At 72.4% G+C, this 26,338-nt stretch carries 23 protein-coding genes; 14 read left to right on the plus strand and 9 right to left on the minus strand.

Translation table 11 applies throughout. The features are described from left to right. Positions 1-108: 108 nt before the first annotated feature. A complete protein-coding gene (locus tag ACTEI_RS16750; protein WP_203723851.1) occupies positions 109-951 on the minus strand; it encodes a hypothetical protein in 843 nt (280 codons plus the stop codon). A 79-nt stretch (positions 952-1,030) separates the two neighbouring features. On the opposite strand from ACTEI_RS16750, the gene ACTEI_RS16755 reads away from it, so the two are divergent. Beyond that, entirely contained in the window at positions 1,031-1,927 is an 897-nt protein-coding gene (locus tag ACTEI_RS16755) for a metallophosphoesterase family protein (protein ID WP_122978513.1), read from the plus strand. Further along, a complete protein-coding gene (locus ACTEI_RS16760; protein ID WP_203723850.1) occupies positions 1,881-2,315 on the plus strand; it encodes a response regulator in 435 nt (144 codons plus the stop codon). Before ACTEI_RS16755 ends, ACTEI_RS16760 begins: the two co-directional genes overlap by 47 nt. Before the next feature lie 64 nt (positions 2,316-2,379). Here ACTEI_RS16760 and ACTEI_RS16765 read toward each other — a convergent pair whose 3' ends face one another. Next, positions 2,380-2,706: an STAS domain-containing protein gene (locus ACTEI_RS16765; RefSeq protein WP_122978514.1), complete on the minus strand. Its 327-nt coding sequence runs from the start codon at positions 2,704-2,706 to the stop codon at positions 2,380-2,382. 300 nt (positions 2,707-3,006) lie between these two features. Between ACTEI_RS16765 and ACTEI_RS16770 the strand changes: the two genes are divergently transcribed. Together ACTEI_RS16770 and ACTEI_RS16775 are read left to right on the plus strand one after the other, a co-directional pair. After that, positions 3,007-3,786, plus strand: a complete 780-nt coding sequence (locus ACTEI_RS16770) for a SigB/SigF/SigG family RNA polymerase sigma factor (protein WP_122978515.1) — start codon at positions 3,007-3,009, stop codon at positions 3,784-3,786. A gap of 94 nt (positions 3,787-3,880) precedes the next feature. Beyond that, positions 3,881-5,140, plus strand: coding sequence for a sensor domain-containing phosphodiesterase (locus ACTEI_RS16775; RefSeq protein WP_122978516.1), 1,260 nt, complete (start codon positions 3,881-3,883; stop codon positions 5,138-5,140). Here ACTEI_RS16775 and ACTEI_RS16780 read toward each other — a convergent pair. Then, positions 5,130-5,936 carry an SDR family NAD(P)-dependent oxidoreductase gene (locus ACTEI_RS16780; RefSeq protein WP_122978517.1) on the minus strand — a complete coding sequence of 269 codons (807 nt, stop codon included), beginning with the start codon at positions 5,934-5,936 and terminating at the stop codon, positions 5,130-5,132. The genes ACTEI_RS16775 and ACTEI_RS16780 overlap by 11 nt on opposite strands. 98 nt (positions 5,937-6,034) lie before the next feature. Here ACTEI_RS16780 and ACTEI_RS16785 point away from each other — a divergent pair, with 98 nt between their 5' ends. From ACTEI_RS16785 to ACTEI_RS16795, 3 genes are all read left to right on the plus strand, one after another. Then, entirely contained in the window at positions 6,035-7,219 is a 1,185-nt protein-coding gene (locus ACTEI_RS16785; protein ID WP_122978518.1) for a zinc-dependent alcohol dehydrogenase, read from the plus strand. A 366-nt stretch (positions 7,220-7,585) separates the two neighbouring features. Then, positions 7,586-9,853: a catalase gene (locus tag ACTEI_RS16790; protein WP_122978519.1), complete on the plus strand. Its 2,268-nt coding sequence runs from the start codon at positions 7,586-7,588 to the stop codon at positions 9,851-9,853. A gap of 323 nt (positions 9,854-10,176) precedes the next feature. Continuing rightward, positions 10,177-11,154 carry a DNA topoisomerase IB gene (locus ACTEI_RS16795; RefSeq protein ID WP_122978520.1) on the plus strand — a complete coding sequence of 326 codons (978 nt, stop codon included), beginning with the start codon at positions 10,177-10,179 and terminating at the stop codon, positions 11,152-11,154. Between the two features lie 283 nt (positions 11,155-11,437). Here ACTEI_RS16795 and ACTEI_RS16800 read toward each other — a convergent pair whose 3' ends face one another. Then, a complete protein-coding gene (locus tag ACTEI_RS16800) occupies positions 11,438-12,277 on the minus strand; it encodes a LysR family transcriptional regulator (protein WP_122978521.1) in 840 nt (279 codons plus the stop codon). Positions 12,278-12,368: 91 nt separating this feature from the next. Between ACTEI_RS16800 and ACTEI_RS16805 the strand changes: the two genes are divergently transcribed. The 4 genes from ACTEI_RS16805 to ACTEI_RS16815 all read left to right on the plus strand — a co-directional run bounded on the left by ACTEI_RS16805 (position 12,369) and on the right by ACTEI_RS16815 (position 15,947). After that, on the plus strand, positions 12,369-13,094 hold the full coding sequence (locus ACTEI_RS16805) for an SDR family oxidoreductase (RefSeq protein WP_122978522.1): 726 nt from the start codon (positions 12,369-12,371) through the stop codon (positions 13,092-13,094). A gap of 921 nt (positions 13,095-14,015) precedes the next feature. Further along, positions 14,016-14,147: a hypothetical protein gene (locus tag ACTEI_RS38965; protein ID WP_262384896.1), complete on the plus strand. Its 132-nt coding sequence runs from the start codon at positions 14,016-14,018 to the stop codon at positions 14,145-14,147. After that, positions 14,144-14,662 carry a DUF2243 domain-containing protein gene (locus ACTEI_RS16810; protein ID WP_122978523.1) on the plus strand — a complete coding sequence of 173 codons (519 nt, stop codon included), beginning with the start codon at positions 14,144-14,146 and terminating at the stop codon, positions 14,660-14,662. The genes ACTEI_RS38965 and ACTEI_RS16810 overlap by 4 nt, the downstream gene beginning before the upstream one ends. Before the next feature lie 523 nt (positions 14,663-15,185). Then, positions 15,186-15,947 (plus strand): cytochrome c oxidase assembly protein, encoded by a 762-nt coding sequence (locus tag ACTEI_RS16815; protein ID WP_122978524.1) that lies wholly within the window; start codon positions 15,186-15,188, stop codon positions 15,945-15,947. A 395-nt stretch (positions 15,948-16,342) separates the two neighbouring features. Here the strand turns inward: ACTEI_RS16815 and ACTEI_RS16820 are convergent, their stop codons facing one another. From ACTEI_RS16820 to ACTEI_RS16830, 3 genes are all read right to left on the minus strand, one after another. After that, positions 16,343-17,272 (minus strand): MBL fold metallo-hydrolase, encoded by a 930-nt coding sequence (locus ACTEI_RS16820; protein WP_122978525.1) that lies wholly within the window; start codon positions 17,270-17,272, stop codon positions 16,343-16,345. Positions 17,273-17,735: 463 nt separating this feature from the next. Next, on the minus strand, positions 17,736-20,054 hold the full coding sequence (locus tag ACTEI_RS16825) for an FtsX-like permease family protein (protein WP_239082735.1): 2,319 nt from the start codon (positions 20,052-20,054) through the stop codon (positions 17,736-17,738). A 77-nt stretch (positions 20,055-20,131) separates the two neighbouring features. Further along, entirely contained in the window at positions 20,132-20,872 is a 741-nt protein-coding gene (locus ACTEI_RS16830) for an ABC transporter ATP-binding protein (RefSeq protein WP_122978526.1), read from the minus strand. A gap of 168 nt (positions 20,873-21,040) precedes the next feature. Here ACTEI_RS16830 and ACTEI_RS16835 point away from each other — a divergent pair, with 168 nt between their 5' ends. Beyond that, positions 21,041-22,351 carry a sensor histidine kinase gene (locus tag ACTEI_RS16835; protein ID WP_239082734.1) on the plus strand — a complete coding sequence of 437 codons (1,311 nt, stop codon included), beginning with the start codon at positions 21,041-21,043 and terminating at the stop codon, positions 22,349-22,351. 141 nt (positions 22,352-22,492) lie between these two features. After that, the gene (locus ACTEI_RS16840; protein ID WP_122978528.1) at positions 22,493-23,155 is read left to right on the plus strand and encodes a response regulator; all 663 of its coding nucleotides are present in this window, start codon (positions 22,493-22,495) and stop codon (positions 23,153-23,155) included. A 1-nt stretch (position 23,156) separates the two neighbouring features. Here the strand turns inward: ACTEI_RS16840 and ACTEI_RS16845 are convergent, their stop codons facing one another. After that, positions 23,157-23,564, minus strand: coding sequence for a PNPOx family protein (locus ACTEI_RS16845; protein ID WP_122978529.1), 408 nt, complete (start codon positions 23,562-23,564; stop codon positions 23,157-23,159). Between the two features lie 223 nt (positions 23,565-23,787). Continuing rightward, the gene (locus ACTEI_RS16850; RefSeq protein WP_122978530.1) at positions 23,788-24,621 is read right to left on the minus strand and encodes a DUF4097 family beta strand repeat-containing protein; all 834 of its coding nucleotides are present in this window, start codon (positions 24,619-24,621) and stop codon (positions 23,788-23,790) included. Between the two features lie 767 nt (positions 24,622-25,388). Between ACTEI_RS16850 and ACTEI_RS16855 the strand changes: the two genes are divergently transcribed. After that, a complete protein-coding gene (locus ACTEI_RS16855) occupies positions 25,389-26,255 on the plus strand; it encodes a pyridoxal-phosphate dependent enzyme (RefSeq protein ID WP_187646017.1) in 867 nt (288 codons plus the stop codon). The last annotated feature ends 83 nt before the right edge of the window (positions 26,256-26,338 follow it).

Consider the following 26,338-nt stretch of genomic DNA (forward strand, 5'->3'; position numbering starts at 1 on the left):
ACCCGCCCTCCCGGCAGCCGCCGGGAGGGCGTTTCCGGTGTTCCGGATCGACGGCGCCGGGCGCTCGGCACGGCGGCTGCGCGCGCCCGCGGAAGCGTCGAACGGGCGTCACCAGCCGCCGGCGAGGAAGGCGGCCAGCGCCGGCGCCGGGTCGGCGGCCGTGCCGGTGTTCGCCACCACGAGCACGACGGCGGCCAGCGACGACAGCGCCGCCGCCGCGCCCAGCGACGCCCAGACGTGCCGAGCCCGCCGGTCCGAGCGGTCGGTGCGCGCGAACCGCCGCCCGAACCGCACGCCGAGCACGGCCAGCCCGGCCGCCGCCAGCGCGGCGAGCACGGCCAGCGCCACGTGGTACCGGGCGAAATCGTCGACCAGGACCTGCAGGGCGGGTGGCGTCCAGCCGCCGGCATCCGGGGCGCCGGCCAGCCGCTGAGCGATCTGCTCGCGCAGCGCGGCGGAGCGCGCGCCGGTGGGGCCGTCCACCAGGATCGGCATCAGCGAGGACAGCGGGGCCACCGCGCCCTGGACGTTGGCCATCACCAGCGCGCCGGAGAACAGCGCGAGCACCGCGACGGCGGCGCCGCCGAGCGCGAGGGCTCCGCGGCGCGCCGCGCCGGTCCCGCCGGCACGCAGGACCGCCCGCCAGACCAGCACGCCGAGCGCGACCAGGGCGGTCAGCAGCAGCGCGGCGATCACCGCCTTGGCCACGTGGTAGCGGAACCAGTAGTCGGTGACCCGGTGCAGGCCGGGGGACAGGTCCGGCCCACCGGCGCGCCAGTACTCCGCGACGGACCCGTGGACGGCGTCGGCGAGGCGGCGTTCAAAGCGCAGGTCCCCGGTCTGCCGGCCGGCCGCCAGCGGGCCCGGGGCCAGCACGAACGCGACGGCGAGCAGACCGGCCAGCACGGTGAGCAGGCGGCTGCGGGTTCCCGTGGAGAGGCTGCGGCGCAAGGCGGATCCCTTCGTGGTCGACGACCCGGCACGGTAGCCGATCCGGGCATCCGGGCAGCGGTGACCGTAGGATCACGGGGTGTCCACGGTCTACGATCGCATCGCCCTGATCTCGGACGTCCACGGCAACCTGACCGCGCTGCAGGCGGTGCTGGCCGACATCGACGCGCGCGGCATCGAACAGATCTTCAACCTGGGCGACTACGTCGGGAAGGGACCGCGCGGCCGGGAGGTGGTCGACATCTGCCGGCAGCGGTGCGCGGTCAACATCCTCGGCAACTGGGACGATTTCCTGCCCGACCCGGCCCGCACCTTCGACAGCGAGGCGATGGCCTGGTGGCTGGCGCAGCTCGGCGACGGTCACGGGCGGTGGCTGCGCGGGCTGCCGTTCTGCCACGACTTCTGGTTCAGCGGGCGGCGGGTGCGGCTGTTCCACGCCTCGGCGACCGGGGTGCACCACCGGGTCCGGTTCGATCACGGTGCACAGGAGTTTCTCGGCATGTTCGCCAACACCGCGGCGACCGGCCCGGGCCCCGAGCCGACGGTGGTCGGATACGGTGACACCCACGACCCGTTCTACGAGGTCGGTCCCCAGGGCCGCACCCTGTTCAACACCGGCAGCGTGGGCAACTCCATGGACGACGCGACCCCGGTGTACGTGATTCTCGAAGGCGTGTCCGGGTCCGAGCGGGTCGCCCCGTTCTCCGTCCAGTTCGTGCGGGTGCCCTACGACGTCGAGGCGGAGCTGGCCGTAGCCGCGCGGCTGGGCATGCCCGAGCTGGAGGGGTACGTGTCCGAGCTGCGCCACGGCGTCTACCGCGCAGTGATGCACGATCCGGCCGGCCCGGCCTATCACCGGGCCGCGCCGTTGTCCGATCGGGAGAGCGCCCCTACGCTTGCCGGACTGCAACAATCGGAAGGATCATCCTGTGCCCACCGCACCGCAGCGCCCGCTCACCATTCTGGTCGTCGATGACGACGACGCCGACGTGCTGATGATCGAGGAGGCGCTGAGCACCGGCGACCAGCCGCCGACCATCGAGCGGGCGGCCGACGGTCAGGAGGCCCTGGAGCACCTGCGGCGCAGCGTGGCCGGGCAGGCCAACCGGCCGGACCTGATCCTGCTGGACCTCAACATGCCGCGGATGGGTGGCCTGGAGACGCTGGCCGAGATCAAGAACGACGAGCACCTGCGGATGATCCCGGTGGTCGTGCTGACCACCTCGGACGCGGCCGCCGACGTGAACTCCAGCTACCGCAGCCGGGCCAGCGCCTTCGTCACCAAGCCGATCGACCTGGAGTCGTTCGAGACCGCGGTCCAGAAGATCAACACGTTCTACCGGGACGTCGCCCGGCTACCGTGACCGGCCGCGGTGGCCGGTCACGGCAGCCGGTCCACGGCCGTCGCGACCGCGGCGGGAAAGCCCGTCAGGCCTTGCTGGCGGGCTCGCCGGTCAGCGTCTCCTCCAGGTTGGTGACCTGCAGCAGCATCCGCACCATCGGGCCGAAATCGGTCAGCCGGAACGTGATGCCGCGCGCCTCGGCGGCCCGGCGGGCGGCGACGAACACGCCCAGGCCGGTCGAGTCGAGGAACGACACCCGGTGCAGGTTCACGTCCAGGTGGGTGAAGTCGGCGGTCTCGACGGCCTGGCGCAGGACCTGGCGCAGTGCGGCGGCGGTGTCCGCGTCGATGTCGCCCTCGGGCACGATGACGACCCGGTCGTCGCGCCGTTCGATCGTGCAGTCGAACTCCATGTCTCACATCTCCCTACCGCGGTGTGTCTGGCCCGCGCCGGTTCCCAGAATGCCCGGCCCCGAAACGTGCCGGGGGTGGCACCCGTGTCACTCGAAGCGGTGGAACGTAGCCGCCAACTGCGACACTTCATACTTTCGGTTGGCAAGAACCAGCCGGTACGGCTAGGGTTCGGACATCGGTCAAACAGTGTGCCGAGAAACCATCTGTGATGTTGCTGTATTACCGGGACATCGAGGTGCGCATCTCGCCGCTGTGGCTGGACGGGTGCGCCGCCCCGCTGTCCCCTCGAGGGGAGCCCCATGCTTTCGTTGGCCGACACCGACCTGGCCGAGGACCTTGCCGCCACCGCCGCGATCAACGCTCTGGCGGACCTGCCGGTGGGTGACCCGTCCCGGCCGTCGGCGCGGGAGAGGGCGATCGCCGCCTGGCTTCCGATGGCCCGGCGCCTGGCGCGCCGCTACGCCAGCCGTGGCGAGGACCTGGACGACCTGACCCAGATCGCCACCGTCGGCCTGATCAAGGCGATCGACGGTTTCGAGCCGAGCCGTGGCGAGTTCATCGGGTACGCCGTCCCGACCGTCCTGGGCGAGCTCAAGCGGCACTTCCGGGACCGGATGTGGAACATCCGGGTGCCGCGCAAGCTGCAGGAGCTGAACATGGCGATCAACCGGGCGCGCGGCGAGCTGGTCCAGTCGCTGGGCCGCCAGCCCACCGTCGCCGACGTCGCCGCCCACCTGGGGATCGGCGAGGAGCAGGTCATCGAGGGCCTGGAGGGCTCGTACGCCTACCGCGCGGCCTCGCTGTCCACCCCGATCGGCACGGAGGGTGACGCCGAGCTCGGCGACACGCTCGGCGGCCGGGATCCCGAGTTCGAGCGCGCCGAGCTGCACCTGGCGCTGGGCCCGGCGCTGGCCACGCTGTCCGAGCGGGAGCGGCACATCATCACGCTGCGTTTCTACGGCAACCTGACGCAGAGCCAGATCGGCGAGCGGGTCGGGGTGTCCCAGATGCACGTGTCCCGGCTGCTGGTGCAGGCGCTGGCCAAGCTGCGCGACAGCCTCGGGCCGGACGCGCGGTGACGATCCCGGGCATCCCGCCGCGGCGGGGTGCCCGGCGCCGGCACGGTACGGGCGCGGCCCTAACGTCCGGCTGCTCGCGGCCGATGAGCGGCTCGTGTTCGACATCCACGCAGTGCTCGACCAGCGCGCGGTCACCCCGGTCTTCCAGCCGCTGGTCGATCTCAGGTCCGGCCGGACCATCGGCTACGAGGCGCTCAGCCGGGGACCGGCCGGCACCCCGTGGGAGGCGCCGATGGCGCTGTTCGCGGCGGCCCGCTCGGTCGGCCGCGAGGGCGAACTCGACTGGATCTGCCGGGCCGGCGCGTACCGGGAGGCGCTGCGGGCCGGATTCGGGCCGGGGCTGAACCTGTTCGTCAACATGGAGCCGACCGCCTGGCGCACCGCCTGCCCGCCCGACCTGGCCCCGGTCGTCGAGCTGGCCCGGCAGCGGCTGCGGGTGGTCACCGAGATGACCGAGCGGGTCATCGCCGACGACCCGGCGGCCCTGCTCGCCGCGACCACGAACTGCCGGGCCAGTGAGTGGAGCGTCGCCCTCGACGACGTCGGCGCCGACCCGATGTCGCTGGCGCTCATGCCGTTCGTGCACCCGGACGTGGTCAAGCTCGACATGCAGCTGCTGCGGGCGCCGGACGACCCGTTCACCGCCCGCGTGGTGGCCGCCGTCGCCGCCTACGCCGAGACCAGCGGCGCCGTCGTGCTGGCCGAGGGGGTGGAGACCGCCGAACAGGTCGAGGTCGCGCGGACCATGGGCGCGACCGTCGGGCAGGGCTGGCACTTCGGCCGGCCCGGCCCGCTGCCCGCCCGGCTGCCGGCCGGCGGCGGGCTGCCGTGGGTGCCCCCGGCGCCCGGGGACACCCGCACCCCGTTCGAGATCGTCGCGTCGCGGCGACCGGTCACCCGTACGACGAAAGCGCAGCTCATGCCGATGAGCCGGCACCTGGAAGCGCTCGCCGGCACCGGGCCGGAGCCGCCGGTCCTGCTCGCCTGCTTCCAGGAGGGCCGGCATTTCACCGCGGCGACCGCCGCGCGGTTCGCCCGCATCGCGGCGCACAGCCCGCTGGTCGCCGCGGTCGGCGCCGGGTTGGGCGACGAGCCGGTGCCCGGGGTGCGCGGCGCGCATCTGGACCCGGCCGACGAGCTGCGCGGGGAGTGGGACGTGATCGTGGTCGGCCCGCACCGGACGGCCGCCCTGGTGGCCCGGGACCTCGGCGACACCGGCCCGGACCGGCAGCGGCGCTTCGACTTCGCGCTCACCCACGATCGCGAGCTGGTGGTCGCCGCGGCCCGGGCGCTGCTCGCCCGGCTGGCGCCGGTGACCGTGGCGCCGGCCCTGGTCGGCGCGGTCAGTCCGTAGCGGAGCCCGGCTCGGCCATCCGGGCGTGCATCGCGGCCTTGACCCGGTCCGGCATCACCTTGCTGGCGACCGCCTGCGCCCTGGTCCGGGCCGAGCCGGCGAGGACCTTCTCCTCGCCCGCCAGCAGCGCCTTCACACCCTGCTCGGCGACGAGCGCGGGGTCGTCCTTGGAGCCGGCGCCGACCCGGGTGTCGTCCATCTCGGCGCGGTGGAAGAAATCGGTGTCGGTCGGGCCGGGCATCAGCGCGGTCACCGTCACCCCGGTGTCCTTCAGCTCGGCCCGCAGCGCCTCGGCGAACGACTGGGTGAACGACTTGGACGCGTTGTAGACCGCCTGGTAGGTGCCCGGCATCATGGCCGCGATGGAGGACGTGACCAGCACCCGGCCGCCGCCGCGCCGGACCATCCCGGGCAGCGCCCGCTTGGCCAGGTGGACCGTCGACTTGATGTTCACGTCGATGACGTTGAGCTCGTCGGCCAGATCCGTGCCGCCGACGAAGGTGCCGCCGATGCCGCGGCCGGCGTTGAGTGCCAGGGCGTCGATGCCCCGGCCGGTCGACTCGACGGCGGCCCAGGCCCTCTCCACTCCGTCGTAGGTGGCCAGATCCGCGCGGACCGCGGTGACCTGGTTGCGGCCGTCGCGGCGCAGGTTGGCGGCGGCCTCCTCGATGGCTTCGTCCTCGGCGACCAGCAGCAGGTCGTAACCGTGCTCGGCGAGCTGGCGGGCCAGCTCGAAGCCGATGCCGCTGGAGGCGCCGGTGATCACGGCGAAGGGGTTCTCAGTCGGTGTCGTCATGCCTCTCCGGTGCCCCGCCGGACGCCGGACTAACATGATCCTCAGCGCGGTCCACAAGCGCCGTGGTTAACCGCGACCCAGTCGGGCACAAGCGGCGTATGCGAGCGTTGACATGGCAGGGCACCGGCAAGGTGTCCGTGGAAACCGTTCCCGACCCGAAGATCGAGGAGCCGACGGACGCCGTCGTGCGGATCACCTCGACCGCCATCTGCGGGTCCGACCTGCACCTGTACGACGTCCTGGGGATGTACCTGGACCGGGGCGACGTGCTCGGTCACGAGCCGATGGGCATCGTGGAGGAGGTCGGCTCCGAGGTCACCCACATCAAGCCCGGCGACCGGGTGGTGATCCCGTTCAACATCTCCTGTGGCCACTGCTGGATGTGCCGGCGCGGGTTCTTCGCCCAGTGCGAGACCACCCAGGTCACCGAGCAGGGCAAGGGCGCCGCGCTGTTCGGGTACACCAAACTGTACGGTCAGGTGCCCGGCGGCCAGGCCGAGTACCTGCGGGTGCCGCAGGCGCACTTCGGCCCGATCAAGGTGCCGGACGGGCACCCGGACGAGCGCTACCTGTTCCTGTCCGACGTGCTCACCACCTCCTGGCAGGCGGTGCGCTACGCCGACGTCACGCCGGGCGACACCGTGCTGGTCACCGGGCTGGGCCCGATCGGGCAGATGTCCGCGCGGATCGCCCGTCACCTCGGCGCGGAACGGGTGATCGCGGTCGACGACGTGCCGGAGCGGCTGGCGATGGCCCAGCGGCACGGCATCGAGGTGCTCGACCACAGCCGCGTCGACGACGTCCCGGCGGCCGTGTTGGAGCTGACCCACGGGCGCGGCGCCGACGGGGTGATCGAGTCGGTCGGCATGGAGGCGCACGGTTCACCGCTGCAGTCGGCGGCGATGAAGGCGGCCGGGATGCTGCCCGACCCGCTGGCCCGCAAGGCCACCGAGACGATGGGGGTGGACCGGATGGCCGCGCTGCGCACCGCGTTCGCCGCGGTCCGCCGGGCCGGCACGGTGTCGATCATCGGCGTGTACGGCGGCAACGCCGACCCGATCCCGATGATGGACCTCTTCGACAAGGGTGTGACGCTGCGCATGGGGCAGGCCCACGTCAAGCGCTGGGTGGACGAGATCATGCCGCTGCTGACCGGGGACGCCGACCCGCTCGGGGTGGACGACCTGGTCACCCACCGGCTGCCGCTGGAGCAGGCCCCGCACGCCTACGAGATCTTCAAGAAGAAGCAGGACGGCTGCATCAAGGTGGTGCTCAAGCCCTGAGGCCGCGCGTGCCCTGCCGGCTGTGCGCGCGTGCGCGCGTGCGCGCGGATGGCAGGGCGCCGGCGCCGCCGGGCGCCTGACCGCGAGGGCTTGCACCGCGGCTGGTCCCATCGCGGTTGGTTGGAGCGTGTCCGGTTCGCGTGCGGCCGGTTTGGCCGTGGCCGGTTCGGGCGTGCCGGGTTCGAGCGTGCCGGTTCGCGTGCGACCGGTTTGACCGCGGCCGGTTGGCCGTGCCGGGTTCGAGCGTGGCCGGTGGCGCCGGGGCCGGCCGGCAGCCAGGGCAATATCTGGGATGAATCCAGTTTGGCGCGGGGGGATGCGGGTATGGGGACTGCGCCGCACACCCGAATGAGGAGTTTTGTCCGGATGGAATCCCGTAGTCCCGCTGAAGTGATCAAGGATGCCGCCGAGGCCGCAGTCGAGGCGGTGACCGGCAGCGCCAAGCCCGACGTGCCCGGCAAGCCGGGCAGCGCGAAACCGACCGTGGAGGAGCCCACCACCCCCAAGGGCCCGCTGCCGCCGAGCCCGGAGCAGGGACAGCCGGACACCCGCACGCCGACCGGCGCCGAGACCGGCGCGCCGCCCACCGCGTTCGGCCAGCAGGGCGCCTTCCTGACCACCGCGCAGGGCGCCCGGCTGCGCGACACCGACCACTCGCTGAAGGCCGGCCCGCGCGGCCCGGTCCTGCTGCAGGACCACCACTTCCGCGAGAAGATCACTCACTTCGACCACGAGCGCATCCCGGAGCGCGTGGTGCACGCCCGCGGGGCCGGCGCGCACGGCGTGTTCACCAGTTACGGCACGGCGGCCAACCTGACCCGCGCCGGCTTCCTCAAGGAGAAGGGCAAGCAGACCGAGGTCTTCGTCCGCTTCTCCACCGTGCTCGGCTCGCGCGGCTCGGCCGACACGGTCCGCGACACCCGCGGCTTCGCCACCAAGTTCTACACCGACGAGGGCACCTTCGACCTGGTCGGCAACAACATGCCGGTGTTCTTCATCCAGGACGCGATCAAGTTCCCGGACATCGTGCACGCCGCCAAGTGGCACCCGGACCGGGAGATTCCCCAGGCGCAGAGCGCGCACGACACCTTCTGGGACTTCGTCTCGCTGCACACCGAGGCGCAGCACCACACCATGTGGAACATGTCCGACCGGGGGATCGCGCGGTCGTACCGCATGATGGAGGGCTTCGGCGTGCACACCTTCCGGCTGATCAACGACGCCGGGGAGACCGTGCTGGTCAAGTTCCACTGGAAGCCGAAGCTCGGCGTGCACTCGCTGGTCTGGGAGGAGGCCCAGCTCGCCGCGGGCGTGGACCCCGACTACCACCGCCGGGACCTGTACGACGCGATCGAGGCCGGCGCGTACCCCGAATGGGAGCTGGGCCTGCAGGTCTTCCCGGACACCCCGGAGGAGACCTTCGCCGGGATCGACCTGCTGGACGCGACGAAGATCGTGCCGGAGGAACTCGCCCCGGTGCAGCCGGTCGGCAAACTGGTGCTCAACCGTACGCCGACCAACTTCCACGCCGAGGTCGAGCAGGTCGCCTTCCACCTCGGCAACCTGGTGCCCGGCATCGACGTCACCAACGACCCGCTGCTGCAGGGCCGGCTCTTCTCGTACCTGGACACCCAGCTGACCCGGCTGGCCGGGCCGAACTTCCACCAGATCCCGATCAACCGGCCGCACGCCCCGGTCAACGACATGCTCCGCGACGGCTTCCACCAGCACGCGGTGCACGCGGGCGTGGCGCCGTACAAACCGAACTCGCTCGACGGCGGCAACCCGTTCCCGGCCGGGGACGCCGAGAACGCCTTCGTCGAGGTGCCGGTCACCGTCACCGAGGCGCCCAAGGTGCGCGCCAACCCGGTCTCCTTCGACGACCACTTCAGCCAGGTGCGGTTGTTCTGGCTGAGCATGTCGCCGATCGAGAAGGAGCACATCATCCGGGCGTACACCTTCGAGCTGGGCAAGTGCTACCACCAGGAGATCCGGGAACGGCAGCTGCGCTGCCTGGCCAACATCGACCCGGTGCTGTGCGAGCAGGTCGCCAAGGGTCTCGGCCTGCCCGCCCCGGAGCCCACCATCGAGCTGCCCCAAGCGGAGCCGAGCCCGGCGCTGTCGCAGGTCGGGCAGCAGTGGCCGGCCGACGGACGGCTCGTCGGCATCGTCGTCGACGACACCGCCACCGACCTCAAAGGCGTCGAGGAGGTCCGCGAGACGATCGCCGCCGCCGGCATGGTCCCGCTGATCATCGCCCCGCACGGCGGCAAGGTCGGCGGGCTGACCGTGCAGCGTACGTTCGCCACCGCCCGCTCGATCGAGTTCGACGCGCTGCTGCTGGCCGCCTCGCCGGTCCCGGCGCCGGACGCGGTGCCGGCCCGCGACGAGAAGGCCGGCGCCCCGCGTACGGCCGCCGTCGACCCGCGGGTCAACATGCTGGTCGACGAGTGCTGGCGGCACGCCAAGGCGATCGGTGGCTGGGGCCCGGGCGCCGAGCTGCTGCGGCAGACCGGCCTGGCCGACACGCCCGGCGTCGTCGTGCAGGACACCGCGGCCGGCACCCTGGCCGCCGTCCAGCAGCTGATGGCCTCGCACCGGGTCTGGGAACGGTTCCCGGCCACGGTCGCCTGACCTTTCGGCCGAGCAACCCGGGACGCCGCCGCCGGTGGCGTCCCGGGTTTTTCGTGTGCGGCGTCCCGGGCGTTCTGCGTGCGGTGTCCCGGGTTTTTCGTGTGCGGTGTCCCGGGCGTTCTGCGTGCGGCGATCCGGGTCTTTCGCGTGCGGCCGTCCGGGGCTTCTGTGCGGCGCGCCGAGCTTTCTGTGCGGCGTCCCGGGCTTTTTGTGCGGCCATCCGGGGCGGTGCCCGCGGCGGCGTGGCGCGATCCGCGGCGAAGTTCGTTTGCCGGGCCCGGATCGGGGCATCTGTCGGGCCGGCACCAGGGGAGGGGCAGGCCATGGCGGAGCGGTTGCGGCGCAGCAGGTTGACCAAGCCGGGATACACCCGGCGGCGGTGCGGGCGCGGCTTCCACTACCTCGACCCCGACGGCGGCACGATCCGCGACCGCGAGACCCTGGACCGCATCCGCGGCCTGGTCATCCCGCCCGCCTGGACCGACGTGTGGATCTGCCCGAACCCGCGCGGGCACATCCAGGCCACCGGGACCGACGCGGCCGGGCGCAAGCAGTACCGCTACCACCCGGACTGGCGGACCGCCCGGGACGAGGAGAAGTTCGATCGGGTACGGGAGATCGCCGGCCGCCTGCCGAGGATGCGCGACCGGCTGTGCGACGACCTGACCACCGGCCGGGGCCTGACCCGCGACCGGGTGCTCGCCGCCATCGTCCGGCTGCTCGACCTGGGCATGTTCCGCCTCGGCGGCGACCAGTACGCCAACCGGGAGGAGGACCCGTCGTTCGGCCTGTCCACGCTGCGCCCCGAGCACGTGTGCTCGCGCAACGGCGAGCTGCTGCTGGAGTTCCCCGGCAAGGCGGGCGTGGAGCACTCCCGGGTCGTCGAGGACGGCGAGGTCGCGGCGGTGCTGACCGCGCTGAAGCGGCGCCGCCGCGGGGCGGACCGGCTGTTCGCGTACTGGAACGGATTTCGACGCTGCTGGCAGGAGATCCATGCCGACACGATCAACGACTATCTGCGCGAGATCAGCGGCACCCGGATGACCGCCAAGGACTTCCGCACCTGGCACGGCACGGTCACCGCGGCGGCCGAGCTCGCCGACGCGGGCCCGCAGCCGACCCCGACCAAGCGCCGCAAGGTGGTCGCGAAGGCGATGCGCACGGTCGCCGACCGGCTCGGCAACACCCCGGCGGTGGCCCGCGCCTCGTACGTCGACCCCCGGCTGCTGCAACGCTACGAGAACGGGCAGGCGCCCCGGCGCGGCGACGAGCGCGAGGTGCGGCAGCTGCTCAAGGAGTGACCCGTGACGGCGGCGGTGCGGCTCGGCGCGGCCGGCGCCCGGGCGAGGTGCGGCAGCTGCTCAAGGAGTGACCGGTCACGGCGGCGGTGCGGCTCGGCGCGGCCGGCGCCCGGGCGAGGTGCGGCAGCTGCTCAAGGAGTGACCGGTCACGGCGGCGGTGCGGCTCGGCGCGGCCGGCGCCCGGGCGAGGTGCGCCAGCTGCTCAAGGAGTGACCGGTCACGGCGGCGGTGCGGCTCGGCGGGCCCCCGGGCGAGGTGCGCCGGCTGCTCGAGCAGCGATTCGTCACAGCCGCGTCGCGGTGCGGATCAGCGCGGCCAGCGCCCGGGACCGGCTGTGCGCCGGCCAGGCGATCAGCGTGATCACCTGCGGCGCGTCCAGCACCGGGACCGCCGCCAGGTCGCCGCGCAGGTCGGCCCGGGCCGACTCGGGCAGCACCGTGCAGGCGCGGCCCAGCGAGATCAGCTGCAGCAGTTGCGTCGCGTCGCGGACGGCCGGGCCCGGCCCGTCCGGGTAGCTGCCGTCCGGGCGGGGCCAGCGCGGCATCGGCAGCCCGGGCAGGCCGGTGAGGTCGGCCATCCGGACGTGGTCCCGGCCGGCCAGCGGGTGCCCGGCCGGCAGGACCGCCACCTGGCTCTCCCGGCCCAGCTCCTCGGTGTCGAACCCGGCCGTCGAATCGAACGGCAGGTGCAGCAGGGCCACGTCGGCGCGCCCGTCGCGCAGCAGCCGTTCCTGCTCGGCGATCCCGCACAGCATCACCTCGACGGTGGTCGCGTCCGGCTCGTTCGCGTACGCGTCGAGCAGCTTCGCCAGCAGCTCCCGGGAGGCGCCCGCCTTCGCCGCCAGCACCAGCCCGGGGCCGCCCGAGGCGACCCGGCGGGTGCGCCGCTCGGCCGCCGCCACCGCGTCCAGCACCGCCCGGGCCTCCCGGTGCAGCACCGACCCGGCCTCGGTCAGCGTCGCGCCGCGGTTGGTGCGGGTCAGCAGCTGCACCCCGAGCCGGCGTTCCAGCTGAGCGATCGCCCGCGACAGTGGCGGCTGCGCGATGCCCAGCCGCTGGGCGGCCCGGCCGAAGTTCAGCTCCTCGGCGACCGCGACGAAATACCGCAGCTCCCGCGTCTCCATGGCGGCAACCGTACCGTCGATACCCGCAGGGTATGGCGACCGACCCGATCGGTGTTGGCGGCGCGCAGCGGGCGCCGACAGGATCGGATGCATGAGCGAACGAACGATTGCGCTGGTCACCGGCGCGAACAAGGGGATCGGTCACGAGATCGCGGCCGGTCTGGGCGCGCTGGGCTGGAGCGTGGGTGTCGGCGCCCGCGACCCCGGACGCCTCGACGAGGCCGTCGCCGCACTGCGCGCGGCCGGCGTGGACGCGTTCGGTGTGCCGCTCGACGTCACCGACGACGCGAGCGTCGCGGCCGCCGCCGAGCTGGTCGAGCGGCGCGGCGGCCGTCTCGACGTCCTGGTCAACAACGCCGGCATCACCGGCGGCGTCCCGCAGGAGCCGACCCGCGTCGACCCGCAGATCATCCGTACGGTCGTGGAGACCAACGTCATCGGCGTCGTACGGGTCACCAACGCCATGCTGCCGCTGCTGCGCCGCTCGGCCGCGCCCCGGATCGTGAACATGTCCAGCAGCGTCGGCTCACTGGTCCGCCAGCAGACCCCGGGCGCCGAGACCGGCCCGATCGCCGCCGCCTACAGCCCTTCGAAGACCTTCCTGAACGCCGTCACCGTGCAGTACGCCAAGGAGCTCGCCGGCACCGGCATCCTGATCAACGCGGCCTGCCCGGGCTACTGCGCGACCGACCTGAACGGTTTCCGCGGCCATCGCACCGCGCAACAGGGCGCACAGACCGCGATCCGGCTCGCCACGCTTCCCGACGACGGCCCGACCGGCGGCTTCTTCGACGACGACGGCAGCATCCCCTGGTGAGTCGCGGGTCGCGGTACGCGCACGGCTCGGCGGTCGGGCCCGGGCGTGCGGGGGCCGCGGCAGCGACCTGTCCCGCAAGACCGTCCTCGGGTCGAGCCCCGGGTGAGGTGGGCGCCGGGTGTGGTGACCACCGCGGCAGCGGCGGCGGGTCCGGTGCCGGATGACCTCGGCTCCCGCGGGCGCGGCGGGGGGGGGGCCGTTCACCGCGGCCGCTTCGTCGGCGCGCCCGCCGGTGCCGGTCCGCTTGCGGCGCTTGCGCGTGCGGTGCCGGTCCGCTTGCGGCGCTTGCGCGTGCGGTGCCGGTCCGCTTGCGGCGGTAGCGCCTGCGGTGTGTCCGGCCTTCGTGGCGCGGGTCTTCCGCTGTGTTGCGTCATTCGGGGGGCGGTCGTCCGGCGCGTCGGTCCTTTCGGGGTGCCGGCTTGTCCGCCGGGTCGGCCCTCGCGGCTTCCGCGGGGTCGACTCGTCCGTGGCGCCGCGTTCTCCGCGGTGTTGCTTTCCGCGGCTGTCCGCCGGGTTGGTTCTTCTGCGGCGGGGTCTTCTGTGGGTTCGGGTCGTTCCGTGGTGTGGGGTTGTCGGCTGCGTTGACCTCTGCGCGGCGGAGTCTTCTGCGGGTTCGGCGGTCCGTGGTGTGGGGTTGTCGGCTGCGTTGACCTCTGCGCGGCGGGGTCCTCTGTCGGTTTGGCGGTCCGTGGCGCTGCGTTGTCGGCCGCGTCGGTCTTTGCCGGCGTCTTCTGTGGGTTGAATCGTCCGTGGTGCTGCGCTGCCGGCCATGTTCACCTTCGCGCCGCGCGGCTTTCCGCGGGGCGTGCGCTCTGCGCGCCGGCCCGCAACCGAGCGGTCGGGTGCGGCGGTCGAGGAATACGCGGACGGAAGAAGGGTAGTCGGCGCGGAAGACAGGCCCATTGACGTACGGGAGTCCGCATGACCACCACGGAGAGCCGGCCGGGCATCGCCGCCCTGCCGCTCGGCCAGCTCGAGCAGCGCCGTCCGTTGTCTGCCGAGATCCGCAGCCTGACCGCCGGGCAGCCGCGGCGGCGGGGGGCCCGCGCATGAGCACGCGGCGGACAGCCCCGGTCACCACCGCCGGCCGGGGCATCGCCCTGCCCGGCATCGTGCTGGGCATCGGCATGGGCGGTTTCGCCGACGGCATCCTGCTGCACCAACTGCTGCAGTGGCACCACATGCTGACCAGCACCAACACCGACCGGATCGGACTGAAATACTACCCGCCCGACACGGTCGACGGGCTGCGCATGAACACGGTGTGGGACGGCGCCTTCCACACCGTCACCTGGCTGTCGGTGCTGATCGGTCTCGGCCTGCTGTACTCACGGGTCACCACCGACCGTCGCCGGATGTTCCGGTCCCGGGCGCTGTGGGGTTGGATGCTGGTCGGCTGGGGCCTGTTCAACCTGGTCGAGGGCATCGTCGACCACCAGGTCCTGAGCATCCACCACGTCCACGGGGGCCCGCACCAACTGTGGTGGGACCTGGGCTTCCTCGCCTTGGGCGCGGCCCTGATCGCCGCGGGCTGGCGCCTGCAGCGCGGCGCTGAGGAACCCCGATGAGCCCTTGCCGGCTGCGGAGGCGCCCGTCCCGCGCGCAGGACGTGACTGGGGCACCGACCGTCCACCGAGCGAGTGGCGTGTCCGGCTCGCCCTCCGGGCGCCCCCACACTCTGGAGGACCGCCGTTTCCGGAAGCGTGCCAGCCCGTCCCCCTCCCGACCTGATGATCGCCTGGCTTCCGCACGTTCCGAACGCGTTGCCATCCCGGGCGGCTCCCGGTCTGCGCGGTGTGGTGTGAGCTCGGGTTCCTGCCGGGCTCCAAGGTGTGGTGCCATCCCGGGTGTCTCCCGGGCTCCAGGGCGTGGTGCCATCCCGGGTCTCTCCCGGGTTCCAGGGCGTGGTGCGAGCTCGGGTTCTCGCCGGGCTCCATGGCCTGGTGCGAGCTCGGGCGTCTGCCGATCCCCGCGGCGTGGTGCGAGCCCGCGCACCGTCGACTGTCTGCACAGTCGTGAGACCTGCTCGCGCCTCCTTCCTCGCTCCGATGACCGCTCGCGGCGTCCCCACCATGCTGCCCGGGACCTCCAGTGAACCACTCTCACCAGCCGGACGGCGGCCTGATACTGCTGGGCGTCGTCGTCGCGGTCGTCGGATACGACTATCTGACTACACGCACCCGGCACTGGCCCTGGTGGCGAACGATCCTGTTCCTCACCGGCGGCACCCTCCTGGTGGTCGGCCTGACCCTGCGATCGGCTGACGACTTCCGCACCCACATGCTGCAGCACCTGCTGATCGGCATGCTGGCGCCGCTCGGTCTGGTCCTCGGCGCACCCGTCACCCTGCTCCTGCGCACCATGCCCCGCCAGGCAGGCCGAGCCGTCGGACGGGTGCTGCGCAGCCGCTTCGTCCACGTCGTCGCCCAGCCGGCGGTCGCGTTGACTCTCAACCTCGGCGGCCTGCTCCTGCTCTATCTCACCCCGCTGTACACCTGGACCACCCGGCACCCGGCGACGCACCTGCTGGTCCACCTCCATTTCCTGTTGGCCGGCTATCTGTTCGCCTGGGTCATCGCCGGCCCCGACCCGGCGCCCCGCCGTCCCCGAGTGCCGGCACGGCTGGTCGTGCTCGGCCTGGCCGTCGCCTTCCACGCCACTTTCTCCCAACTCATGTACGCCGGCGCGTTCGTCCACCTACCGGTGCCCGAAGAGCAGCGCCGGGGCGCAGCCACCCTGATGTACTACGGCGGTGACATCGCCGAGCTGCTCCTAGCCGCCGCCCTCGTCACGAACTGGCGTCCACGCCGATCGGCTCCTGTCGCGCGGAGCGCGCTGGCGTCCGCGCCGTGAATGGTTGGGGGCGCGCTGGCGTGTGCCCCGTGGCTGGTCGGGTGTGCTCGTGTGCGCCTCCTGGGTCGTGGGGTGTGCTGGCGTGCGCCTTTTGGTTGAGCGTGCTGGCGTCCGTCTCGTGCGGGATCAGGGTGTGCTGGCGTCGGTCTCCGTGTGGGGTCCGGGTGTGCTGGCGTCCGCCCCGTGCGGGTTCAGCGTGCTGGTACCCGTTTCGTGCGGGGTCGGCGCGCTGGCGTCCACGTCGCGGGAGGTCCGCTGCGCCGACGTCAACGCCGGTGAGCCCCGCGTTCAAGCGGCTGGCCGTCGGCCAGGCCCGCACAGACAAGCCGGGGTGCCGGCCAGTCTCTGCGGGCTTGGGGCCACCAACAACCAGTCGGACCCGGAGATGCACCGTGTCAGACGCGCGTGGGCAGCGGGCCGCCGTTGTAGGCCACCGCATCCATGAAGGCGGCGATCAGATCCATGTCGCTGCCGTCATGATCGACGTAGTACCGGTGCAGGTTCAGCACGATCCGTTCGCGGTCCGCCCAGTCGGCGAATTCGCCCAGATCCACCCCACGAGCCGCGTCCAGCGGGGACAGGCCACGCTCGACACCGTCCGCTCCGGCTCGCAGGACCAGATGGTAGTACCGACGGTGTTCGTCCAGCACCCGGGTGATGTCGTCGCCGGTCAGCACCGGACCGTGTCCGGGCACCAGCACCTCCGGTTCGAAGGCGGCCAGCCAGTCGAGCACCGCGAGCGCACCGGTCACCGAGCCCATGAAGACGAGCGGAGTGAGCCCGGCGAACACCAGATCGCCGGTGAACAGCACGCGTGCGTCCGGCACCCATGCCACCAGGTCTCCGGTGGTGTGGGCCGGGCCGCCCGGATGCCGCAGCTCGACCCGCCGGTCACCGACGTGGACGGTGAGCGCGTCCGTGACGGTGATGTCGGGCAGGCGGCGCTCGACATCGCCCCAGTCCGGCACCGGGCTCCAGAACGGCGGGCACCCGTCGATGAGCGGATCGGTCCGCAGACCCTCCCGCATCTGTTCCTGCCCGATCAGCACGGTCGTGGCCGGAAGAACACTGTTTCCGTACGTGTGGTCGCCGTGCTGATGCGTGTTGACCGCAAGCTTCGGCGTCTGCCCGGTAGCCGCGCCCAAGGCGTCCAGGAAGTGTCGCGCCCGGGTCGCCGTGGCGCAGGTGTCGACCACCAGTTGGGTGGTGCCCGCGGTGACCGCGCCCGCGTTGTTCAGCCACCAGGATCCGTCCGGCTGCACCCAGACATGAATGCCCGGCCGGACTTCGACCAGCCCCGCCTGATTCTCCACCGATGCGTTCATGCCGTGAGGCTACCGGCCACCGCCGGTGGCCCCTGACATGCGCCATCGGTGGGTGAGCCGCGATGGTGAGCTGTCTGTCAGCGGTTATCGAGAGCATGATCTCCCATCCGGCCGGTGAAGTGTTCGGCGTCACCACCGATTTCAGCCAGACGATTCGTCCGAGCAGTGTGGTCTCGTCGTGTCGGCCGGGAGCAGGAAGTCGCACGCCGGAAACCGTTCCGCACACCCCGGGACGGTTGCGTCTCGTGCGGGAATCGACCCGTTGCCGACATGCCGGGGGCGGCCGTGCGCGGCCGGGCGACGCAACCGTCTTGGTCCGCCCTCTCCGCGAGGCCGGTCGGTGCGATGTCGCGAGCCGTCCCCGGTGTTGAGTACCTGATAGAGCAGTGGGTGTGGTCGCAACCTCGGTTGATCCTCACGTACCGCGGCCATATCCTGGGGCCGTCTCGCCTGCTGTCACTGCTCATTGGTCCACCTGCGGGAGGCGCAGAGCCGGGGCGTGCAGCATCCGCCGGGTGGGCAAGACCCCGGCGAGGAGCGCGAGGAGCAGGCACAGGCTGATCACTCCGCCGATGACCGGCCAGGGGACGACGAGGGGGACGGGTGCCCCTATCTGTTCGCTCAGGCCGGCTCGGATGGCCAGCAGCGCGCCGAACGCCACGAGCCCGCCGAGCACTGTGCCGACCAACACGACCAGCGCCGACTCCGCTGCGACGAAACCGGCCACCTGACGGCGCGTCGCCCCGGCCAGCCGTACGACCCGTAGATCGGGCGCCCGCCCTCGGGCCGCCATGAGCAGCGTGTTGGCCACGGCGATCGCCCCGTAGCCGGCCGACACGGCGATGAGCATCAGCGTGAAGAGCCACACCAGCCGGTCCTCCGCGCTGTCGGCCTCGTCCGCCCAGACCGCCACGTCGATCACCCGGGCCCCGACACCTGCCGAGACCCCGCTCGTTCCGGCACCGGACAGGTGCACCGCCGCGGTCAGCGCGGACGGATCGTGTTCCCGGACGGTCGTGCGGGACAGCAGAACGTCGCCGCGGATCGAACCGTCGGCGACCACGCCGACGACCCGCAACCCGACTCGCTGCCCGTCCGCAAACGTCACCGGCCACAACGAACCCACACCAGCACGCGCCGACTCGGTGACGACCACGGTGTCCGCACCGCGGAGGCCGGCGAGAGCGCCGACGTTCACCCGCACGGCCCGATCGGTCCGGGTGAAGGCATCCGGGTCAACCCCCAGCCCGCTCCACGCCCGCCGATCGGTCGTGAACACCGTGGTCGGAAGGACCGCGGACCCGGCGACGGCGGACACGGCGGCATCCGACAACCCCGGCGTCCGATCCGGAACCATGACCCGGCCGGCGGCGACGTCAGCCTGCCGCCCCACCGCGTACGCCGCTGTCGAGGTGCGGACCATGCCGGAGACGAGTACCGCGAATGCGACCGTCAGCAGCACCGGCGCCGCGGTGGACGCGGTTCGCCGTGCCGACGTCCGTGCCCCCTGGCGGACCAGCAGGCCCACCGCGCCGCTGCCACGCCGTAGCGGGAGGCGCCACAGCCGAACGATCGGTGGGATCACCGCGGGCGCAACGGCCACCATGCCGGTCACCAGGGCCATCGCGCTGTACAACGCGAAGCTCGCTCCGTCCGATGCGTCCCGCGACGTCGCCGCGCCGACGGCGAGCGCAACCCCGACCGTGATCAGCGAGCCACCGGTGATCCAGCGCAGCCGCCCCATCGGGCGTTGCTCGACGGACGCCTCGCGAAGCGCCTCCAGCGGACGTACCCGAGCCGCCCGCCGGGCCGCCGACCAGGCCCCGGCCAGTGCGACCAGCGGGCCGGACAGCAATCCGGCGAGCATCGGCAGCGCGGTGTACCGCACCTCGTACGTCGCCGGCTCGAACCCGGCATCGACCAGACTGCGACCCACCGCCGGAGCCACGGCCGCGCCCGTGACCACCCCGAGAATCGCGCCGACCCCGCCGACCAGCAGCGCCTCGCCATACACCATCCGCCGCACCTGCCGGGGCGTCGCGCCGACGGCACGCAGCAGACCGAGCTCGCGGCGGCGCTGCGCCACCGTGAACGCGAACGTCGACGCGACCACGAACACCGTGACAAACCCGGCGAGCGCCGCGACCCCGGTGAGCACCTGCATGCCGATCCAGCGGGTACGGGCGTCGTCTCGCGGTTCCAGGGCACCGCGCGCATCACCGGTCAAAACCGTCGCCCCGGCGCCGACGATGCGGCTGGCCGCCGACGCCACGGCGCGAGCGTCCGCGCCGGGCTGCAGAACCAGGCCGATCGCCTGCACCCCAGGTGCCAGCCGTGCAGCCACCGAATCCGCGACCAGGTAGCCAGGGCTGTCGGTCAGACCGGTTACCGTGTACGTCACCGGCCCCACCGCCGTCAGCAACGTCACCGCCCCGCCCGGCCGCACGTCGAGTGCCCGGTCCACCACGACCTCACCGGAACGCTGGGGCGGCTCACCGGCCACCAGGCGCACCCCGCCGAGGCGGGCCGAGGACCAGCCGTGTCCCTCAACGGAGCTCTTCGACGGCCGCCCGTCGATGACCGCCTGCGCGTAGAACGACCGATCGGCAATCGCGGCCGCCACCCCGGAAAGCCCGGCGAGGCGCCTGCTCAGGTCCTCGGCCGCGGCCCCCGGCCAGGGCACCGTCGGCGGGAACGGGTCGCCGGGACTGTGGCTCTGCGGCGCCTGGACGACGACGGCCGCGGCGGACAGCCGATCCGGAACCTCCGGCCGTCCTGCCACGAGCAGTAACAGAGAAACGGTTACCAGCGCGATTCCAGCCACCACGGCCACCAGTGCGCCGGCCGCCCGGCGCAGCCTCAGCACGTGCCCTCCACCAGATGCGCGGTGCGTGCCGCGATTTCCTCCGCGCCCAGCGGCGCCCGGACGTCGTCCGCGATCCGTCCATCGGCGAGGAAGACGATCCGGTCGGCACGAGCGGCGGCCACCGGATCGTGGGTCACCATCACCACTGTCTGCTGATGATCGTCGACCAGCGCGCGCAACAGATCGAGTATGTGCCGCGACGTCACGCTGTCGAGCGCGCCGGTCGGCTCGTCGGCGAACACCACCGCGGGCCGGCTGATCAGGGCCCGGGCCACGGCCACGCGCTGCTGCTCGCCACCGGACAGCTCGCTCGGACGATGCCGGAGACGATCGGCCAGCCCCACCGCGGACAACGCGGCGGTGACATCCGCCGCCGCCGGGCGACGGCCGGCCAGCCGGGCGGGCAGAGCCACATTCTGCTCGGCGGTCAGCGACGAGACCAGGTTGAACGCCTGGAAGACGAACCCGATCCGGTCGCGTCGCAGCCGTGTGAGCTCGTCCTCGGTCAGATCGTCGAGCACGGTCCCATCGATGGTGACCGAGCCGGCGGTCGGGCGGTCGAGCCCTGCCGCGCAGTGCAACAGCGTCGACTTGCCCGAGCCGGAGGGGCCCATCACCGCCGAGAACGTGCCACGTTCGAATGTCACCGAAATCCCGTCGAGGGCGACCGACCGCCGGTCGCCGGTGCCGTAGGCGGCCCGGACCTTGTCCAGCACAACCGCGTGAGTCGTCATGGCGGCAACGATGCCGTTGTGGGCCGGGGTCGCGCATCGGACCTGAATCGACATTTCGCGTTCCGCCCGCCGTGGTACGCCGCGCCGTGATCGGCTCTCCTGTCATCCCTGAGGATGACGACCTGTGAGCCGACGCGCCGTCGGAAGCGATCCATTACGGTTTCGCGCATGGATGCCGCCCAGCTGATCAGGCGCCTTCGCCCGACCGAGCTCTATCTGCTCGACACGGTCGCGGCGGTGGCTGTTTCTTTCGTGTGCCTGCTGGCGGCGCTGGCGGCGCCGGTCGATGGCCGGCCGGCTGAGCCGGGCTGGCTGTCGCTCATCGCCGCCCTGGTCATCGCGCTTCCGATCGCTGCCCGCCGGCGGTGGCCCTACCCGGTCGCAATCACCGTCACCGTGGCGACCGCGCTGGCGCTGGCCATCGAGGTGATCCCCTCCTTCGCGGCGCCCGGGCCCGCATGCGCGCTGGCGTTGGCCTTCTACACCTTCGGCGCTGCGGCGCGGGATCGGCGGGCGTTCGCCGTCGAGGCGGCCTGCTCCTTCCTGATCGGGCTCGGCATGGTCGTGCCGATGCTCCTGGCAGGGCACAGCGATCCTGCGCCGGACAGTCCCTCCGCCATCCTCGCGGTCCTGTTCGGTGGCCTGGTGATCGGACCATCCGCCATTCTCGGTTTCGCCATCGGTGAGCGACGCGCGCAGAACGCCCAGCGCAGCGAACAGCTGCGGCGGGAAGCCACCATCCAGGAACGACTGCGGCTGGCCCGCGAGCTGCACGACATCATCGCCCACACCATGACGCTCATCGTGGTGAAGGCGTCGGTCGGCAACCACGTCGCGGAGGCCGATCCGGCCGAGGCCCGCGACGCGCTTCGGGTCATCGAGAAAACCGGGCGGGCCGCGATGCTGGAGGTGCGCAAGATGCTGGACACGCTGCGCGAGGAGACCTCTTTCGCTCCGACGCCGGGTCTCGACGATCTGCCGGAGCTCGTCGAGCTCGCGTCGCTGGGCGATGCCCGGGTGACGCTCACCGTCGAGCGCCCGGAGGGGGCGGCCGCCGCTGAGATGCCCGACTCGGTGCAGCTGGCGGTCTACCGGATCGTCCAGGAGGCGGTCACCAATGTGGTCAAGCACGCGGCGCCGGCGCATTGCCAGGTGACAGTCATGGTCGGGTGTTCCGACGTGCGTGTCGAGGTGACCGACGACGGTAAGCGGGAACCGACCATGAACCGGACCGGCCACGGGCTGATCGGGATGCGCGAGCGCGTGGCTCTGCACGGCGGAACCTTCGACGCGGGGCCGCGCGCAGGAGGCGGCTTCTCGGTGACGGCACTGCTCCCGCTCGGCGGGCCGGCGGTAGGTAACGACTCTGCGTCCGCCCCGCGGCCGACGGCAGGTGACGCCTTTGCGTCCGCCGCGCGGTCAACGCCGGGTAAGGGCTCTGCGTCCGCTCGGCGGGCGGCGGCAGGCGACGGCGGATGATGACGGGTGATGGCAGGTGACCAGGACGGTGCGCAGAGTGGGCGCGGACAGCTCGAAACCGGATTGCGCAATGTGGCCGGGCGGAAGCTCCGGCGCCAGGGTTTTCCGGACGAGGTCGGCGCGGCGATGGGTGGGTGAGGCGTGATCCAGGTGTTGATCGCGGACGACCAGGCGCTACTGCGCGGAAGCTTCCGGGTGCTCGTCGACTCCAGCGGCGACTGCCGTACGGTGGCGGAGGCGGCGACGGGCGTCGAGGCGATCCGGCTGGCTGCCGAGTGCCGGCCGGACGTGGTGCTCATGGACGTGCGCATGCCGGAGATGGACGGGATCGAGGCGACTCGCCGCATCTGCGCGGATCCCGAGCTTGCCGGCGTCCGCGTGCTGATTCTGACCACATTCGGTCTGGACGAGTACGTCTACGGGGCGTTGCGGGCCGGCGCGAGCGGCTTCCTGCTCAAAGACACCCCGCCGGCCGACCTTCTGACCGGCATCCGGGTCGTTGCGGGCGGTGACGCCCTGCTGTCGCCCTCGGTGACGCACCGGTTGATCGCGGAGTTCGCCCGGCTGCCGCAGCCCGACCGGCCGGTGCCCCGCCGCCTGGACGGAGTGACCGAGCGCGAGAGAGAAGTGCTCACCCTGGTCGGCCGCGGGATGTCGAACACGGAGATCGCCACCCATCTCGGGGTCAGCCTGGCCACGGTGAAGACGCACGTGGGGCGAATCCTCGCCAAACTCGACGCCCGCGACCGAGCTCAGTTGGTGATCGTCGCCTATGAGACGGGGCTGGTCACCGTGGGCACATGAGTCAGCGAACCCGGTGCAGCAGGAGCCAGGCGTCCGCCGGGAACAACCTCTGGACCAAAGCCCAGGCGAGCGCAGAGTAGTACGGGTGAGCGGCCGCCGCATCCAAGATCTCCGGATGGTCCACGCGATGGTCGGCGCCCTTCCACCGGAGCGTGCATCCGCCCGCGGCGATGACATTGCGGACCCAGTTCGTGCGGGCACCCCACGGCAGGTTGATGACGAAACCGTCCGGAGTGGCAACCACCGCGACCGGTACGGACAGGCCCCGGCCGGACACCCGGCCGCGGTGGTGCACCACCGCCCAGAGCGGAAACCAGCGCCGCCCGGCCAGCACCCGGACCGCCGGCGCGGTGGCTCGGGCGAGGCGCCAGGACGTGTTCTCCGGGGCAGCAGGAGAGGAAGCCGTCATATGTCAGATATTGCCCTCGTGGCAGCCGCCGGCGCGTCCCGGCGATCCATTGATTGCCAGGATGGGGGTGATGCGGTCCGCGTCCCTACGGCTACGCGGTGCCATGGACGCCCTTGTGGCGCACCGGCCGGTGGACGGAGAGCTGCCCACAGACCGGTGGACAAGCAGGCGGACCACGGCTGGCTCGGCGTGATGCCGGGACAGGTGGTGTTCGACCGGGTGCTCAGTGGCGGTTCCCCGGCGGCGCGGTGCGGGGTCGCTGCTCCGGGGAAGTCCCGGTCACGGTCAGGTCGCCGTCGTTGGCGCTCAGCGAGATCACGTACGGTGATTGCGGGTCGTTCTCGATGCCGCTCACCCGTACGTCGTCGCCCTCGATACGGTAACGGCCGGATGGGACGGTGACGCTGATGTCGCCCTGATTGACTCCCACCGTGACCGACGCCGGCTCAGCCAGGCCGACGTTGATGTCCCCGACGGTGGCGGACGCCTCGACCGGACCCGCGACGTCGAGCACGGTGATGTTGCCGCTGGTGGCGGACGCCTCGACCGGACCCGCGACGCCGAACGCGGTGATCTCTCCGCCGGTGATCCGCAGGGTCGCCGCGCCACGGGCTCCTCGTACGAACAGTCTGCCGTCCGTGGCGTGGAGGGAGACCGGGCCGGTGGCCTCGTAGACCTCGATGTCGCCGCTGGTCATGGTGAGGTCCGTGGCGCCGACGTCAGTGAGGGTGATGTCGGCATCCGTGATACGGCCGCGGACCGCCAACCCTGCGGGTGCGGTGATGTCGTAGGTGATGGCGTCGCAGTTGCTGCCGCATTTGTCGTCGAGGGTGAGGGTGGATCCGGAAAGCCGCCCGGCGCTGGGCGCCGGGGCGGTGCCGCTGACCTCTTGCCGGATCCTGGTTCGGTCGCCGGCCGCGGTCCGGATCGTCACGTCGGCGGAGGTGCCGGTCAGGACGATCTCGGTGATCTTGGCGGGTGTGGCGGCGGTGGCCACGGCGTTGTCGGTGAGAAGGAGCGCCGCGGCCATGAGAAGGACGCCCGATCGCTGTTTCATGATCTGACGATAGCCCTTTTGGCCGTTTTCCACGGGAAAGTCGGATACGGTGCGATCGCGGTCCGGGCCACGGCCTCCCACTGCGCGTCTACCGGAGCTCCTCGTGAACGAGCGTCGCGCCGGTGGATCTGCGAGCGGCGGTGTCCGGTGGGCGGATCTCCTGTGGCCGATGCGGCTCCCTGCGGATATCGCGTGGCAGCGTCCGGTGGGCGCAATCACTCGTGCTCGATGCGGCTTCCTGCGGCCATTGTCTGGCGGCGTCCGATGGGGGCAATCTCCTGCGGACCGACCCGGTTTCCTGCACGATCGCGGTTTCTTGCGCCGGAGGCGGCTCCCCGCCGCCCGGTGGTGCGGGCGAGGACCCGTGGTGTGGGTGGGAGGCCGGTGGTGCGCGTGGTGCGGGCGGAGGGCGGGTGGTGCCGGTGGACGGCGGGTGGTGCGGACGGCGGGTGGTGCGGACGGACGGCGGGTGGTGTGGGGGAGTGCGGGTGGTGCGGGTGGACGGCCGGTGGTGCAGGTAGAAGGTCGGTGATGCGGCTGAGCGGCGGTGGAGGGCCGACGGTGTGGGCGGAGGGCGGGTGGTGCGGGTGGACGGCGGGTGGTGCGGACGGCGGGTGGTGCGGACGGACGGCGGGTGGTGCGGACGGACGGCGGGTGGTGCAGGTAGAAGGTCGGTGATGCGGCTGAGCGGCGGTGGAGGGCGGACGGCGGGTGGTGCGGGTGGACGGCGGCTGGTGCCGGTGAACGGCCGGTGGTTGACTACTCGGATGATCACCCTTGGCAGCTGGCCGACCCCGGTCGAGGAAGCGCCACGGCTGGCGGCCCGGATCGGGGCTGCCCGGCTGTGGCTCAAGAGGGACGACCTGACCGGGCTCGGTGGCGGCGGCAACAAGGTGCGCAAGCTGCAGTACACCTGCGCCGAGGCGGTGGCCGCCGGGGCGCGCGTGCTGATCACATCGGGTGCCGCGCAGAGCAACCACGCGCGGTTGACCGCCGCGGCGGCTCGGCGGCTCGGCATGGAATGCGTACTCGTACTGAAAGGGCCGGCGCCGGCGGCGGCGCGCGGCAACCTCCTGCTCGACGCCCTTGCCGCCGCCGAGATCATCTGGGCTGGTCCCGAGTCGCTGGACGAGACGGTTGCCGCCGAAGCGGCCCGGCGGGACGGCGCGTATGTCATCCCGTTCGGCGGAACGTCGCCGGCCTCCGTCCAGGGCTACGCCGACTGCGGCCGGGAACTGCTCGACCAGGTGCCCGATCTGGACGTCGTGGTGGTCGCGCTCGGCTCCGGAGGCACGATGGCCGGGCTGGTACGGGCGCTCGGCGCGGAACGGGTGCTGGGCGTCGACACCGGTGCGCTGCCCGACCCGGCCGGCGCCGTCACGGATCTGCTCGGCGGAGTCACCGGCCTGCGCGTCGAGCGTTCCCAGGTCGGCGGCGGGTATGCGGAACTGACCGGCCCGGTCCGCGAGGCGCTCCAGGTGGCCGCCCGTGACGAGGGCGTCTTCCTGGATCCGACCTACACCGGCCGGGCCATGGCGGCCCTGCTGGCCGGCGACTTCCGCGGCCGGAACGTGGTGTTCCTGCACACCGGCGGCCTCCCCGGACTCTTCGGCCACCCCCCATCGGTCTGGTGAGCGCCGCCGCGGCCGTCGACGTCTCGCCGGCGCGCCGCCGGTCGACCGGGGCATGACCGAGACGAACACCGTCCACATCGACC

Origin of the sequence: Actinoplanes teichomyceticus ATCC 31121 (genome assembly GCF_003711105.1) — a bacterium.
GTDB classification, from domain to species: Bacteria; Actinomycetota; Actinomycetes; order Mycobacteriales; family Micromonosporaceae; genus Actinoplanes; species Actinoplanes teichomyceticus.